The 15713-nt window shown below is 37.5% G+C and carries 9 protein-coding genes; 6 read left to right on the top strand and 3 right to left on the bottom strand.

From position 1 onward, the window contains the following. The first annotated feature begins 498 nt into the window (after positions 1 to 498). From R3E32_14285 to R3E32_14265, 5 genes are all read left to right on the top strand, one after another. Positions 499 to 3162: a T9SS type A sorting domain-containing protein gene (locus tag R3E32_14285; protein ID MEZ4885898.1), complete on the top strand. Its 2664-nt coding sequence runs from the start codon at positions 499 to 501 to the stop codon at positions 3160 to 3162. A gap of 44 nt (positions 3163 to 3206) precedes the next feature. Beyond that, positions 3207 to 3794 (top strand): hypothetical protein, encoded by a 588-nt coding sequence (locus R3E32_14280; GenBank protein ID MEZ4885897.1) that lies wholly within the window; start codon positions 3207 to 3209, stop codon positions 3792 to 3794. 331 nt (positions 3795 to 4125) lie between these two features. Next, positions 4126 to 4659, top strand: a complete 534-nt coding sequence (locus R3E32_14275; GenBank protein ID MEZ4885896.1) for a hypothetical protein — start codon at positions 4126 to 4128, stop codon at positions 4657 to 4659. 45 nt (positions 4660 to 4704) lie between these two features. After that, positions 4705 to 5943, top strand: coding sequence for a T9SS type A sorting domain-containing protein (locus tag R3E32_14270; protein MEZ4885895.1), 1239 nt, complete (start codon positions 4705 to 4707; stop codon positions 5941 to 5943). Between the two features lie 4 nt (positions 5944 to 5947). Next, the gene (locus R3E32_14265) at positions 5948 to 7360 is read left to right on the top strand and encodes a hypothetical protein (GenBank protein ID MEZ4885894.1); all 1413 of its coding nucleotides are present in this window, start codon (positions 5948 to 5950) and stop codon (positions 7358 to 7360) included. 93 nt (positions 7361 to 7453) lie between these two features. Here R3E32_14265 and asnB read toward each other — a convergent pair whose 3' ends face one another. Then, a complete protein-coding gene (gene asnB, locus R3E32_14260) occupies positions 7454 to 9364 on the bottom strand; it encodes an asparagine synthase (glutamine-hydrolyzing) (GenBank protein MEZ4885893.1) in 1911 nt (636 codons plus the stop codon). 231 nt (positions 9365 to 9595) lie between these two features. Here asnB and secDF point away from each other — a divergent pair, with 231 nt between their 5' ends. Further along, positions 9596 to 12703 carry a protein translocase subunit SecDF gene (gene secDF / locus R3E32_14255; GenBank protein ID MEZ4885892.1) on the top strand — a complete coding sequence of 1036 codons (3108 nt, stop codon included), beginning with the start codon at positions 9596 to 9598 and terminating at the stop codon, positions 12701 to 12703. A gap of 174 nt (positions 12704 to 12877) precedes the next feature. On the opposite strand, the gene R3E32_14250 is transcribed toward secDF, so the two are convergent. Further along, complete coding sequence (locus tag R3E32_14250) at positions 12878 to 13492, bottom strand: thioredoxin family protein (GenBank protein ID MEZ4885891.1); 615 nt, start codon at positions 13490 to 13492, stop codon at positions 12878 to 12880. Between the two features lie 380 nt (positions 13493 to 13872). Beyond that, positions 13873 to 15693 (bottom strand): glycosyltransferase, encoded by a 1821-nt coding sequence (locus R3E32_14245; protein ID MEZ4885890.1) that lies wholly within the window; start codon positions 15691 to 15693, stop codon positions 13873 to 13875. Positions 15694 to 15713 lie beyond the last annotated feature (20 nt).

Raw genomic sequence — 15713 nt, 5'->3', positions numbered from 1 at the left:
CCTCAAACGATGTTCGTTTGGGGCTTTTGTTTTTTTCCCTATTTGTATCTCCTTCGTCCAAAGTCTAAATCTCCTAAAAGGTGTATTTGCTACTTGAATGTAAGTAACAATACAGTCATGTAAATGTAAAAAAAAACAATTATTTAAAAAATAATTTTGTTTGTTATCTTCAATTGCTTTACCTTAGACACATCAAACGTTCGATAAAGCACTATTTTCAAGTGCTTTAAGTATTTTCTTTTAGTTTTCCCCGAATTTAATAGGCAGCCAAAAATGGTTGCATCACCAACCCAAAACAGCTTTTTGGGTTCTGTGACAATTTTTGTGTAAGTAATAAAGACTTCGAAAGTTTCATTTTTGATTTTATAAGCGGCAAACTTCCGAAGTCTCAAATCACAGATTTTGTCAAAGAACCCCTTTTTGATTCATTTCGTTATAATTGTACGGATACCTCTTTGTAGGTGTTGTTTTATTTAATTTCGCTAAAACCAATTGTTTATGCAAACAAAATTACTTTGTCTTACTATATGCTTATTCTTCACGCTATCCATCCATGCCCAAGTTCTCTTCTACGAAGACTTCGAAACCGCAGACGGAACGAATCCTCCAACTGGCTGGACTCAAGAGACTTTCTCAGGGACTGCCGAGGATATTTGGCGATTTGATGATCCTAATGGGATTAATGACAATGATTTTCATTACCCTGAACTTCAAGGTCAATTCGCCATTTTTGACAATTGGTTCTATCAACAAAACACCCCCAGCGAACTCGACAAAGATGCTGTTTTGGTCTCTCCTGAATTGGATTTCAGCGAAGAAACCGACTATATTTTTGTTTATTTCACCAATTATTTCTGGTATGGTTTAGATACCAAAATGAGTGCAGAAGTATTCAATGGAACTGAATGGATTGAAGTCTATGAGCGAAAAAATGGCGATTTGAAAGTCAGTTTCATTCAATTTGAAATCACCGAACAAGCTAAAGGAGTTTCCAATGCTCGTATTCGTTTCCGCTTTCAAGATGCCCAAAATAGCTATGGATATTGGGCAATTGACCATTTGGAAATTGTGCGTAGAAAGGGTTTTGACTTGGAGGTGGTTGGTACACAAGCTTACAATGCTTTGGAGTGTTGGAGTCAAGAAGTCAGTTTGTCTGTCACTTTGCGGAATACGGGCTATATTCCCATTGATTTTGCAGAACATCCGCTTCAATTGAAGGCAACGATCCGCAATAAGGAAGTAGAGGAATTACTTTATGAAAATACAGTAACAATGGGCAGCTTGGCAATTGGAGAGGAAAAAGAATTTACCATTACCTCCAATGCCCAATTTCCAGAATTTGAAAAAACTTTCTATATCATTGAGACAGCCATAGAAGGAGAATTCAATCCTAAAAACGACCGAGGTGGAGAGCAGGTAGATAGGTGGGGACCGAATCATTCTCCAACTCGCACTATTTTTGGAAAACCCAACTCTAATAATTCAACCAATTCAACAAGTGATTTTCATTGGCGACCTGCAATCGGTACTCCTAATAATTTGGCGATTGACCCAGACAATGAAAATGGCTGGAAACAGGTTTCTCATTTTGTGAACAATCCCAATCACGAATACAAAACAGGGGCAATGTTGCGAATGGGAGAGGTGTCTGTTGATGCATGGTATGTCAGCCGTCCTATTTTTGTGACTGAAGTTAGCCATTTGATTTTTGAGACCGCTATGACACAAGCGGGTAGTATGGAATCAGCTACTTGGGGCAGTGATGATTTCTTGGCAGTTTTGGTGTCGACAGACTGTGGGGCGAGTTTTGAGGAAATTCGGCGATTCGACCAAAATACACCGATAGACAATCAAGCGAGAAAAAAAATCATTCAGCTAAGAGATTATGCCGACCAAGAGATACAAGTAGGGCTGTATGCAAGCAACGGAACAGAACAGGTCGGAACAGAGGTAGAATTGTTTTTGGCAAACTTGTACTTTCAAGAAGTTCCTGTTTGGGATACGGCTTTCGGAGAGGTAGATGCCGAGGCGATTTACTGCAATGAATCGGGGGGCAATCTGTGGGTAGAAGTACTCAATTCGGGTTCGAGTTCTTTGCCTTTTGTCTTGAATCCTTTGGAACTCAACTTGAAGGTGTTTTATGGTAGCAATAAACAATATTTCAATACTGTCATAGATGAAGGCATATTAAGTGCCAATGGCTCAACATGGGTGGGTATTCCCTTAATAGACTTACAGCCTTTTACTTCTCATGAGTGCTTGGTAGAACTCAGCATGTCCTTGACAGAGGAACAAAATGAAAGTAATAATTTCCAAAAATGGACAGAACCGCTTCGCAACCCTTTTCTGGGGCATGTGCTTAGTGTGGATTTTCAAGGACATTACAATCATTTGCCTTTGGGAAATACATTTCCAGGTTGGTGGGAAGGTGTAGGAGAGGAAAAGCCTACGGAGTCAAACAGTAAATGGGAAACCAATAATACTGGTGGTGGACTGATAAGCGTACATTTTGATGAAGGAGAAAATATTGAAGAGTGGGTGGTTAGCCCTGTATTTGTTCCCGAAAACAATACCGAATTGCGATTCAATTTTTCAATCAACAGTTGGCCCAATCGTAATTTCGGAAATGATGATGTTTTTAAAATCCTAATCAGTACCGATTGTCTGAATTTTGAGCCTTTGATGGTGTATGACAGTACGCATGTTCATCCTTTTTCTAAGTTGGAAGATGTGTATGATTTATCGGCTTATGAGGGGCAAGAGGTGATGATAGCTTTTCATGGGAGTTCAAACGGAGTGGCAGATAAATATGCGATTCTTGTTTTGTATGATGTGTATATTGGTCCCGCTTTGGAAACCAATATTTCGGAAAGTTCTTTGGAGGAAGAAGATTTTTTGAGGGTGTTTCCGAATCCGAGTAAGGGAGTGTTTTTCCTCGATTGGGGAGACAATAGGCGGATAGAGGAAGATGGGGAGGTCATGGTAACAAATGCTGTGGGGCAGGTGTTGTATCGAGCTGCTTTGTCCTCGCTTCTAACAAATAGCGGCAATGGCAATCAAGCTGTGATTGATGCGAGCGATTGGGAGGAGGGAGTGTATTTGCTTTTGTGGCGGTATGGGAATCAATCACATAGTCAAAAACTGGTGAAAATGGGGGGGTAAAATGTTGTATTGTTGATTTTTTTGGGTTTAATAAAAGTAGGTTTATGAAAGCTATATTCTTGTTTTTCAGTTTGTTGGTGTTTTGTTTTTGGGAGGTAGAGGGGCAGGTTCCCGATTTGCCTTTGAGTTTTACGAATGAGGAGGTGAGGAGGTTTAAGGAGAGTGTTGAGCCTTATTGTTTGTCTTACTATGAGGAAGAAATTGAAAGTTTTGAAAAGAATGAAATCCTTGATCTATCTATTAATGGATTGGGGCAAAAATTAAAAGTTAACATTCTACAGAAAGGGTCAAAAATAAGTGTAGAAGGGGGAAGTTTATTTTTCTATAAAATTGAAAGCCCTAGTTCTCAAGATTTAAAATTGAACTTTAGTGATTTTTATTTAAATACTCATTCTTATTTGTATATATATAATGATTTTTATTATAATTCAAATCGAATATTTACAGATATTAATACTATCAGAAAAAATATCATTTTATTAAATTGTTTAAATAACAATGATGTTTTTCATTTCAATATTGTAAAAAAACATCCTTTTTTTGGTAATAGATTAATAATCGAATTTTTTGAACCTCACAAAACTATACAGAGTAGTGAACTAGTAATAGGAGGAATAGTTAGATTACGATAATCGAATTACATTAGTCGATTGATTTTCAAATACCCCTTTAATTAATATTTATTCAATTCATAAAGGCAATACTTTAGCGTATTGATTATTAGGAGAGTATTTTTTCTTTCGCCCCCAGAATTCAATGAAAGCTAAAATTAAAAAGAAAAAATGAGTTGTTGGGTATTCTATTTCTTAAAGATTAGTTAAGTGAAAAATTGCATTTACCATTTGAATCTAAGTTTGATAAGGGGTTATTTTTTTATAATACATATATTCATAACACAATACTCTACTAAAAAATAGCATTAATTTTTACCAAAACATTTTACCTTAAAATTATTCTTTAAACATGAAAACAATATTATTACTTTTTAGTTTTTTGTTACTTCCTCTTACTCTATTTTCTCAAAAAATAGATAGTTTACTTCCTAGTTTTACTAATAAAGAGATCTATAATCTTAAAAAGGAAATTAAAAATTATATGCTTCCTTATGTTGATATAGAGGCAGAGCTTAGGGAACTTGATGACTCGAGACGTGCCTCTATTGTTAGGCTTGGAGAAAGAATAAATATTGATATACTTAAAACTGCAAATAAATATGATGTAGGAAATGGATATCTATATATCTTTAAAATGAAAGCGAAAAAGGCTTTAAATATTCTTTTACATTACCGCCAATTTTTCTTAGCAGAAGGAGCTTCTTTCTTTATCTATGGTGAAGATAGAAATTTTTACTCCGTTACTTCCAAAAGTAATCGTTCTGATTTGAAAAGAATAGGAGAAGTTATAAATGGCAATCAACTTACCTTAGAACTGTTTGAATCCAAAAATACGAAAAATAGCAGTAAAATTATTATTGATACAATAATACATGGGGTTTAAAAAATAAAATACCCCTTGTAAACTAATCTAAAATTACCCTTAACAATGAATAAATTTATACTAATCAACTTATTTTTCATCTCATTTTTAAGTGAGTTATATTCTAAAAATATTAATAATGTTCCGCTTAGTTTTTCAATTGAATCTGTTAAAATCTTTAAAAATAGCATTAAAGAACATGAATTATCGTTAAGCTATACAGAAGACAAAGCACAGAATTTTATTGATAGAATTAATAAACAAGGTGTTAATTTTAGTGGTTTCGCAATACCTGTAAATATTGATTTATTAAAAAAAGCAAAAAAGTATGATATAGAGGATGGATATTTATATATATACAAATTTAAAGCAAACGCTGCATTGAATTTACAATTATTTTATAAACATTTTTTCATAAATGAAGGTGCATACTTATATATATATACCGAAGATAGAAAACAAATAATTGGTCCGTTAACACATAAAGACAATTCTCCTAATTTAAGAAGAATGGGACCTGTTTTTCATAACAAAAAAATCATTATTGAATATTTTGAACCAAAAAAATCAATAAACAAAAGTAAAATTATTATTGATGTAGTAAAATATGGAGTAAAAAAACAACAAAAACATGTCCATAAAACTAAAAATGAAGGACTTAACTGTTTAGTTTGGGACTGGATAGTAAGTCCAGTTTTCGTACCTCAATCAAACACGGAATTTCGCTTTTCATTTGGAATCAGCAGTTCTCCAGAGCGAAATCTTGGAGGAGATGATGTTTTGGAGGTAATGGTTAGCACCGATTGTTTAAATTTTGAAACTCTTTATGCTTATGACAGTACTTATGTCCACCCACCTATGATGGATCCTATTAGCATCAACGATTTATCAGCTTATGAAGGACAGGAAATAATGGTGGCGATTCGTGCCAACTCCAATGGGGCTGTTGATAAATCGGTTTATTTAGGTCTTGATGATATATACATTGGCCCCGCTTTGGAAACCAATATATCGGAAAGTTCTTTTGAGGAAGAGGATTTTTTGAGGGTGTTTCCGAATCCGAGCGAGGGTTTGTTTGAACTGAAATTGCCATCGGAGCAAATACAAACACAGCAAGGGGATTGGAAAATTCGGGTGCGGAATATGCAGGGGGCTTTGGTGTATGAAGATGAAAAACGACAGCTAACAAGTGGTGAAAATGAGTTTCGGTATTTGTTGGATTTGAGGGAGAGGGTGAGGGGAGTTTATTTGGTGGAGGTTTGGAATGGAGAGAAAAGATGGATTCAGAAGATTGTTAAAAAATAATAATATGAAATTTTTTAAAATACTGATTTGGTGGAGTTTGATGTGTGTGAACTTTGCTTGTATGCGAGATACTTTTACAACGACTGTTCTTCCATCTGAACAAGGAAAAAGCTTGCAGTTTGGCTATATACAGGATATAAAAGCTTGTCCAGATGGGGGGTATGCGCTGTTGGGGTCAGGAAAATATGAAAATAATCAGAAGGTATTTTTGATGAAGTTTAATCAAAAAGGGGAATTGAATTGGACAAAGTTATATGATGGAGAGTTCGAAGAAGTTGCTGTTTTTAAAAAAGACTTTTATTATGGATATGGAGTGAATCATTTGAGTGTGGATGAAGCAAATAATATTTTATTTCCAATGGTAACTGAAAAATTTCGCAATGGAAAATTTATTAATAGATACTTGACTTTATTAAAAACAAGTCCTACTGGCAAAATTATTTGGGCAAAAGAAATGGGAGGAGAAGATGACCGTATAACGGTATATGATATACAATATTTAAACAATAAAAGCTACATGATTACTGGTCAGTCAATGATAAATGGAGCTACTCCTAAAATATTCATCATTCATATAAGTAATGGGGGCGAAATTATCTGGGGAAAGACTTACCATCATTTGTATCCCCCTTCTCATTTTGACAATCATGGTCTTAGTATCGTTCAGTTAGACAATGGAGAATTGATACTTTTGGCTCGAATAACAGAAGAAATTGGTTGGTCAGGTGTTCCTATACGAGGATTGAAAACTTTATACTTTCGGATAGATGCACAAGGAGTACCACTTCAAGTGGAGCGTTTTTCACTGAACAAAAGAGAAGTTGAACCACCACACACTTTGCTGAAAATCAGCAACAATAAATTGCTGATGGTAGGTCAAGACTATCTCATACAAACAGATAATACATTTAGTTATCAAAACATTTACCAACTTACTTCTGCTAAAGTACAGATTGAATATGCTCGAAGAGTAAATGAAAAAAAATGGGTAGGGAGTGGTTATCTTATTTCAAGAGAGGTTGGTAATGGGGGAATTATTCTACAGGCTGATACAAATACGCAGCAGATAGAATGGGTGTATAAAGAAGAAAATGACTATTCTGAGGGAGCATATTTTGGCATTTTTCACCAACAAAAATATATAGTAGGTACCAAGTATGTTTTTCCCAAATCATCGGGTGGTCGCTATATTTTACCTGCCTTGTTTTCTTTCAAAAATATCTCTAAGTCAAAAAAATCAAAGATGAAAAAAATTCCTACAAAAGAAATTTCATTCCAAAAAGTAGATAGCTTGCATACACATACGGTCATTCCAATTGATAGAATTCAAGTAGAGGATATTCCACTCTCTTTTGAAGATATTGATATTGAAAGCTATACCATAGACTTGAAAACTACCAATACTTGTATGAATTAAAAAAATCTGCCCACCACCTCAATCTCAAGCAAACTCTTCTCCTACAATTAATACCAACATCACACCGCCACAAAAAATATCCCCTCTCATATCTCAATGCGGAAGCCAATATCGTTTCCACCAATTCTGAAAAACCAACAATTTCCAAAGCGTAATCGCCGAATCTTCGGGATTGGTTGAATGAATTTGCTTCAATAATTGATCAATCGCTTCAAAATGAAAAATGCCTTGGTGTTCGATAAACTCTCGACCAAACAGTTCTTTGAAAGTCTGTTGGTGCATATCAGTGCGAAACCATTGAAGTAGCGGCACTTCAAAACCTTGTTTGGGGCGGTTGTAAAGCTCGGAGGGAAGAAGATGGCGAGAAGCATCCTGCAAAATGCGTTTTTTCATCTTCGCATTGATTTTGTAGGAACTCGGCAGCGAAAAGGCAAATTCAACAAGGCGAGGGTCCAAAAATGGGGTGCGTACTTCGAGGCTTTGACACATACTCATGCTATCGACTTTATGAAGCATATCTCCCTGCAAAACCAAGTGCATATCGGTGTAAAGTACCTCATTGAAGTCACCATCTTTTACGGCAATGAATTGCAAAACCTCTTGTTTTCGGTTTTCATATTCAATGTGGTCAAAGTCGGCTGCCATGTACTGCAATGCTTTTTCGGTGCTTAACCATTGCGCCCATTGCCAATAGCGTTCCTTGTTGCCCGCTTTTATTCCTGTGGCAAATCGATCTAATTGACGCGCCAAATTGCTGCTTTTGGAGTGACGACCCTTTGGCATCAAGCGCCAAAAAGGGCTGCCTATTTTTACCAAACTGGATATAAATCCTCTCTCTCTTGCCCTATGTTCGGCAGCGTGTTTGTTGTAGCCAGCCAACAATTCATCCCCTCCATCTCCCGATAGAGCCACTGTGGCGTATTTGCGGGTGTGCATACTCAAAATATTGACCGCCAGTGCTGATGAATCTGCAAAAGGTTCGTCAATGTAGTCCAAAACCGTTTGAAGGTTGGCAAATAGTTCTTCATTGGTGAGTCGAAAAACTGTGTGATTGGTTTTGTATTTTGCAGCAACTAATTCTGCATAGTTTGTTTCGTCAAAGTGTGGTTGGTCTTCAAAACCAATAGAAAAGGTATTGAGTTTTTGGGTGTATTGTGAAGCCAATGCAACGATAACCGAAGAATCTATCCCGCCACTCAAAAATGCACCCAAAGGCACATCTGCAATCATCCGCAGTTGTACGGAATCTTCTAATAATTGCAGCAATTGTTTTTGGGCATCTTCATAAGAGGGGGGATTTTTTTGCAGCCAAGCATTGAAGGGAATCCGATACCATGTTTTTTGAAGTATTTTTTCTTTTTTTTCCTTCAATCGAATCATCAAATAATCACCAGGGCGAAGTTTGCGAACTCGGTGGAAAATGGCATGAGGCGGAGGGATATAGTTGAACTCTAAATAATTGAAGAGAGAAACTTTGTCCAATTGACGGGGAATAGGGAAGGCAAGTAGGGCTTTCATTTCGGAACTGAAAATGAGTTTTTCATCGTCTTGATAGACCAACAGGGGTTTGATACCCATTCGGTCACGGGCAATGAAAAGTGTTTCTTCTTGGTTGTCATAAATTGCAAGAGCAAAAAAACCATTTAATTTTTGTAGCATTTCTACGCCCCAGTGGATATAGGCATATAAGAGAACTTCGGTGTCACCGCTTGATTGATAATGAGATGCGGGTAAGTTCAATGATTTTTGGACTTCACGAAAATTGAAAATTTCACCATTGAAGACGATGGTATAACGTTTGGAAGCATCTGTGAAAGGTTGGGAGGCCGCATCGGAAGTGTCGATAACAGAGAGACGGGTATGCCCAAGTGCTACGTTATGATGTCTGTATATACCAGAAAGATCAGGCCCTCTTTGTTCCAAAGCTTGCACGGCTTCTGAAATAGGGTCGAATAGATGTTCTTTTTTTGGAGTCAAAGCTACAATACCTACAATCCCGCACATTTACTATTTATTTTAATTCCAAAAATAACTAAAATCTGCTTGATACTCAAAAATTAGTTAAATGGCAGTTCTTAAAATTCTAAACCTCGTTTGATTCCATCAGATAAAGATTTATATTTGCACTCCAATTTTAACATAGATGATAGATCTGGCTAATGCATCTACTAAGATTGGGTTTTATTATAGTAAGTTAATTATATTATTCTCTCAAAAAATTTAAATGGTATAACCATGCAGGCAAAAGGATTAGTGAAGTTTTTTGGAATCGCTCTAGTACTCGTATGCCTTATTCAGTTATCGTTTACCTTTATAGCCAAAAAGGTAGAGGGAGATGCACAAGATTATGCTTTAGCAGAAATGGGAGCTTCAGACGTTCCTTCCGAAACTGCCCCTTTGGCGGATTATCGGGCTATCAGAAGGCATTATCTTGATTCTATGTCCACGCAACAGGTATATCCTATTTGGAACTTTACCTACAAGGACGTGAAGGAACGCGAACTGAATTTAGGATTGGATTTACAAGGCGGTATGAGTGTGGTACTACAGGTATCCCTCGAAGAATTGGTTAGAAAAATGGCGAACAACAGCACAAATGCTACGTTTACACAAGCCGTTGCACAAGCCAAAGAAAAGTTGAAAAGTGATAACAGAGGTTTTGTTACGCTTTTCGGAGAGTCATTTGAAAGCATTGATGGCAATGCTCAACTAGCTCCTATCTTTTCTACGGTAGAAAACCAAGGTATTATCGGACCTAACGATTCCAATGACGTAGTATTGGCGGCAATCAAAAAAGAAGCCGATGATGCGGTAAAACGCACGTTTGAAATCTTACGTGCTCGTATTGACAGGTTTGGAGTAACGCAACCCAATATCAATTTGCTCCCTGCTACCAACCGAATCGTTGTGGAACTGCCTGGTGTAGATGATCCTGAAAGGATTAGAAAATTACTTCAAGCGACGGCTCAGCTAGAGTTTTGGGAAACTTATGCACTTAGTCAGGATTTGGTGAATCGCTTTGCAGAAGCAGATAGAATCGTTAGAGAAAGATTGGATGCAGAAAAAGGGATTACTAGTGCAGATAAAGCGGAAACGAATACAGAAGTAGCTGTAACTGACACAACAAATCTCGAAGATATAGCAGAATCAGCAGATACAACTGCTACTGAGGAAAACAGCCTTTTGGCTGCTAATGACTCAACAGACAATACTTCTTTGATTCCTGATGCAGACAATGCGAATGGCAGTGTTCAAAATCCTTTTATGAGTTTGATTCAATTTGGAGGAACAGGGTCTGCTATTTTGGGATATATTGAAGGAAAAGATACTGCTCAGCTTTTTCAATATCTGAAATATCCTGAAGTACGTGCTGCTTTCCCCGAAAACTTCAAATTGTTATTGGGTGCAAAAGCTGCTGGTATTGCAGATAATCCCAATTTGTACGAGTTTTATGGAATTAAAAGTCGCTATGGTAGTGACTTCAAAGCTCCAATGGAGGGCGACGTGATTACGGATGCTCGACAAGACAATGACTACAATCAGCAGATTGTGGTAAGCATGGATATGAATGCAGAGGGAGCGAAAAAATGGAAGCAACTGACACGAGAAAATCTCGGAAAAAGTGTGGCAATCGTATTGGACAATCGGGTGTATTCTGCTCCTGTTGTACAAGCTGAAATCGGAGGCGGGCGTTCACAAATTACAGGTAATTTTGACCTTGCAGAGGCGCAAGACCTTGCAAATATCTTGAAAGCAGGTAAACTTCCTGCAAAACCCTATATTGTAGAGGAAGCTATTGTCGGCCCTACTTTGGGAGCAAAATCTATTCAAGCGAGCTTAACCTCTTTATTGGTGGGAATGTTGTTGGTGTTGGTATTCATGATTTTCTATTACGGAAGTTCTGGAATTGTTGCCGACTTAGCACTATTAGCCAACTTGTTTTTTGTGATTGGTATATTGGCTTCATTGGGTGCAACGCTTACCTTACCTGGTATGGCGGGTATTGTATTGACGATTGGTATGGCAGTGGATGCGAACGTAATCATTTTTGAACGTATTCGAGAAGAATTGGCGAGAGGTACAGGACTGCGAAAAGCGATTCAAGATGGATATAGCAAATCTTATTCTGCAATTATTGATGCGAACATCACAACTTTGATTACAGCTGCAATTCTTTACTACTTCGGATTAGGGCCAGTATTGGGTTTTGCTACGGTATTGATTATCGGTATTTTGTCTTCTTTGTTTACAGCCATCTTACTTACCCGATTGGCGATTGATTGGTGGATAGGAAAAGGCAAAGAAATACAGTATTCGACTAAAATGACAGAAGGAATGTTCAAGAACTTGAGCATTGATTTCTTGAGTATGCGTAAGATTACTTATGTGCTTTCAGGTGCTTTGATCGTTATTGGTTTGATTTCTTTTGCAGTCAGAGGGTTTGAATTAGGAGTAGACTTCAAAGGAGGCTGGACGTATGTAGTGGATTTGAAAAAAGATGTGACAAATGCAGACATAAGAAACGCCTTGGAAAAACCATTGGAAGCAAGTCCATTGGTGAGAGACTATGACACCAATACACAAAAGAAAATCACCACTAGTTATTTGATTGACAGTGATGATGAGAAAGCGGGAGGACAAGTAGAGCAGAAACTATTTGATGGTTTGGGTTCTATGGTAGGTGCAACAAATTTGAAGGACTTTCAAGAAAACTACATCCAAAGTTCTCAGAAAGTAGGCCCTACGATTGCGGATGATATTACTAGAGGAGCTTATTATGCTACTATTTTTGCATTGTTGGGTATTTTCCTTTACATCTTGTTCCGTTTCCGTAGATGGCAATTTGGTTTGGCAGCAGTTTTGTGTGTTTTCCATGATTCCATGATATTGTTAACATTGTTTTCTTTGTTCCCAGGGATTTTACCTTTCTCAATGGAGATTGACCAAAACTTTATTGCAGCTCTGCTGACAGTAATCGGTTACTCTATAAACGATACAGTGATTGTATTTGACCGTATTAGAGAGTATTTACAATTGAATCCTAAGAAGGAAGAAAAAGAAGTGGTGAATGAAGCAATCAATAGTACGCTTAGTCGAACAGTAGTTACTTCACTTACGACCTTGTTAGTTGTCTTAATATTGTTTATCTTTGGAGGAGAGGTTATCAAAGGTTTTGCTTTTGCCTTAACGATTGGTATCGTTGTAGGTACTTATTCATCTATCTTTATTGCAACACCGCTTGTAGTGGATTTATCAGAATATGCAGCAAAGAAAAAAGCAGCTCAAACCCCGCTTGCTAAAAGTAGAAACAACAATAGAAAGGGCAAAAAAGTAGGTGCATAAAAATAGAAACAACTATATTTATATTTGATATTTCCATAGTGAAATATCGTGATTTGAGTAGTGCCTAAATTTGGGGATAAATGCCGAGCTTATTATTTAAGCTCGGCTTTATTCATTTATGGACTTGCTTACAAAAAGCAAGTCTGTCAATATTCGTCCATTTTCATTTATTCCTTACCTACCAAATGTACTTATCATTTCGGACAACTCCTTTTGGATATGTACAGTTTTATCTCTGGCATACCAAAGCTGCAAACGCTTAGAAAACTCAGCATAAGACTCGTTGGGATTTGTTTTGTATTCATAGAGGAGTTCTTGAGCTGGTTGAGGTCGAGGTCCCCAAGTAGCGATTTCTTCTAAAGTAGTGGCATCCAAAACAATCAATTTGGGAATGCCCCTTGCGCCGTTAGTCAAATAAGCATCCATGATGTCCAAATGATGATCTCTCAGGATTAACTTCAATTCAATATTGGGTGTTTGATCAGCCATTGTAGCTAAAACAGGTACAATTTGAGCTGCATCTCCGCACCAAGCTTCTGATATAACCAACCAAATCAGAGGTTTGTCAATAGCTGCAAGTTGTTCTATCAGCGTTTCATTCAATTGGGTGCGTTTGTCCAGTCGTTTCATACGGACTACATTCATTTCTGTATAATGAGTCATTGCCTCGGATTGAATTGGCCCTGTCGTTTTGCCTTCTACCAATAAATCATCTATCAACTGACGATAAGCCTGATACGTCATCGCATTTTGGATGAGTGTAGGGGTGATTACATTTGTTTGAATCATCTTCTTGTTTTTCGGTTAAAATAAAATTTAACAGCTAAACAACATAATAGAATGATTGTTCCAAAATACAATTATGGAGTATTGAAGTGTAAAATAATGGACACTTCAATGCTTGGGAACTTGAAGGGTGCATCCCAAATTATAATGTTTTGAAAAATTATTTGGCAACTGGTGACGGTGCTATGCACCTTAAAAATTTTTATCTTCCACGCTCTACAAACAGGGTCGGAGCTATGCTCCTAAGGGGTTGCGTATCAGGAGCGTAGCTCCGACCCTATTTGTAGGACATTATTGGAGAAGTAAATAAAAGGTACAGCGTACCGACACCACCTTGCGACAATTTGGGATGCACCCAACTTGAAGCATGAAGTAGGTATTCGTTAAAATCCCTTTCTTTCCATTGCCAGACGGTAAGCTTTGAAGTATTCTTGGCCGAGTGTATTCCAAGAAAAATGTTCGGTAAGTCCTTCGGCATGATTCCGTTGAGCAATTCGCTCTCGTCGAGTTTGTTGGACAAAATCAAACAATACATCGGTCAATTGCTCTGCCGCTTCATCAAATGTTTGATTGCGTCGTCGAATCACAAAAACACCGTTGTCTTCTAAGTTTCTAACATTGTGTTTGGCATAATCTCCAAAACCCGCCAAATCACTCGTTACGGCAGGAACTCCTCTTGCAATACATTCCACAGGTGTATAACCCCAAGGTTCGTAATAACTTGGAAAAATCCCTAAATGGCAGCCTCTCACAAACTGTTCATAATCTAGTTTGAACAATGGATTGGTCGAATCAATAAAATCGGGATGGTACACAATTTTTACAGGATCGTCCTTGTAGTTGAACATTTTTCTGTATCGGATGTACTGCAAAATTTGATCGTTGGCATCGTCTATTAAGTTGTGTGTCACCAAGATTGGAAGGTGGTTGCTTTTCCAACTTTGCACCGTTTTTTTGTAGCGAAACTGCCAGTAGTCACTCACGAAACTTCGAAGTTCTGGTAGGTTTGGATCGTCATTTGTTGCCGCTTCGTAAAACAGTTTTTCGCCAATCGTTTCTTGAATAGCATTGCAGGTTTCCTTAATTTCTTCCATATATGCCCTCAACTCCAATACTTTCGGATTGATACTGGTGAAAGGCTGACGGGTGATGAAGAAGGTGACAATTGTGATGTCCATCTTTGCCTTTTTCATACGCTGATTGAGGCGATACAAGGCTTCTAAAGTAAGGTCATACCCTTTGTTTTCAAATTCAAAACGACCAGAAGTGAAGAAATACATCGTTTTGTCGAGGTCGAAAGTATAATTATTGAAGAAATGCCCCATGACAAACTCATGAATTTTTTTCTTGAAAGACAGGTGCAAATTTTGAAACTCATGTAGAGCTGCAAAACGAGTATGATTGATGCCATTTGGAAGCATTAAATCTGATTTTCTTCCCAAGAGATATTCACATTCCACATCTGTCACTCGACTAACCGTAGTCATCACATCGGCACCCTGAGCAGCCATTCGTTCCATTGTCACTTGCGGAACAATTTGTCGTCTTTGAGATTCTTCTTGCCAATTGGTTAGTGAAATACGCTTGTAGAAATTTTTATCACTCATGGCCATATAACGCCCAAGTTTGGTGGCATGAGTCGTAAAAACCGTAGCTACTTTCAGCCCCAGTCGCTTGATATCTGCAATAGGTAAACCTGCCATCCATTCATGGAAATGGGCAATGACTGGACGTTCTGTAACTTCTGGATTAGCGAGATGTTGGATAAATGTTTTGGTTAAATAACTGAATGCTACTACCTCATGTACTAAGTCTGATTCATAGCCGCTATCGGGAATATGCAGATTGTAGTGTTGGAGTAATTCCTGTTTGATGAGGTACATTTTAGGATAAGCCTGCTTGATATTGATAAGAATAGCTTTGGGTTTTCCATCGATGAGCCAATGACCATAATGCACTTCGTAACCCGTAGCCCGCATATTCAACACCGCTTTTCCGTAAGGATCAGAAAAATCATCTGTTGGCTGAAATTCAAATGGAATTTTGTCGTCCAAAACAGGACCTAATACGCAATATTGCGATTTCCAGCGCTGAATAATATAGGGAGTTTTAGATTGAATAACAGTGTAAATTCCGCCTACTTTGTTGCAGACTTCCCACGCTATTTCTAAAAGTAACGGTCCGTAAATGCTATTGGTTTCCAATGAGTTGTATTTTTAGAAGT

Source organism: Chitinophagales bacterium, assembly GCA_041392475.1.
Taxonomy (GTDB): Bacteria; Bacteroidota; Bacteroidia; order Chitinophagales; family UBA2359; genus JAUHXA01.
The sequence above is the reverse complement of the archived record's forward strand: the minus strand, read 5'-3'. Positions and strand labels throughout refer to the sequence as shown.

What these genes read in the sequence shown, in the direction of transcription:
- R3E32_14285 (MEZ4885898.1), top strand. Translation starts at nt 499, where the DNA reads ATGCAAACAAAATTACTTTGTCTTACTATATGCTTATTCTTCACGCTA.
- R3E32_14280 (MEZ4885897.1), top strand. Translation starts at nt 3,207, where the DNA reads ATGAAAGCTATATTCTTGTTTTTCAGTTTGTTGGTGTTTTGTTTTTGG.
- R3E32_14275 (MEZ4885896.1), top strand. Translation starts at nt 4,126, where the DNA reads ATGAAAACAATATTATTACTTTTTAGTTTTTTGTTACTTCCTCTTACT.
- R3E32_14270 (MEZ4885895.1), top strand. Translation starts at nt 4,705, where the DNA reads ATGAATAAATTTATACTAATCAACTTATTTTTCATCTCATTTTTAAGT.
- R3E32_14265 (MEZ4885894.1), top strand. Translation starts at nt 5,948, where the DNA reads ATGAAATTTTTTAAAATACTGATTTGGTGGAGTTTGATGTGTGTGAAC.
- asnB (MEZ4885893.1), bottom strand. Translation starts at nt 9,364, where the DNA reads ATGTGCGGGATTGTAGGTATTGTAGCTTTGACTCCAAAAAAAGAACAT.
- secDF (MEZ4885892.1), top strand. Translation starts at nt 9,596, where the DNA reads ATGCAGGCAAAAGGATTAGTGAAGTTTTTTGGAATCGCTCTAGTACTC.
- R3E32_14250 (MEZ4885891.1), bottom strand. Translation starts at nt 13,492, where the DNA reads ATGATTCAAACAAATGTAATCACCCCTACACTCATCCAAAATGCGATG.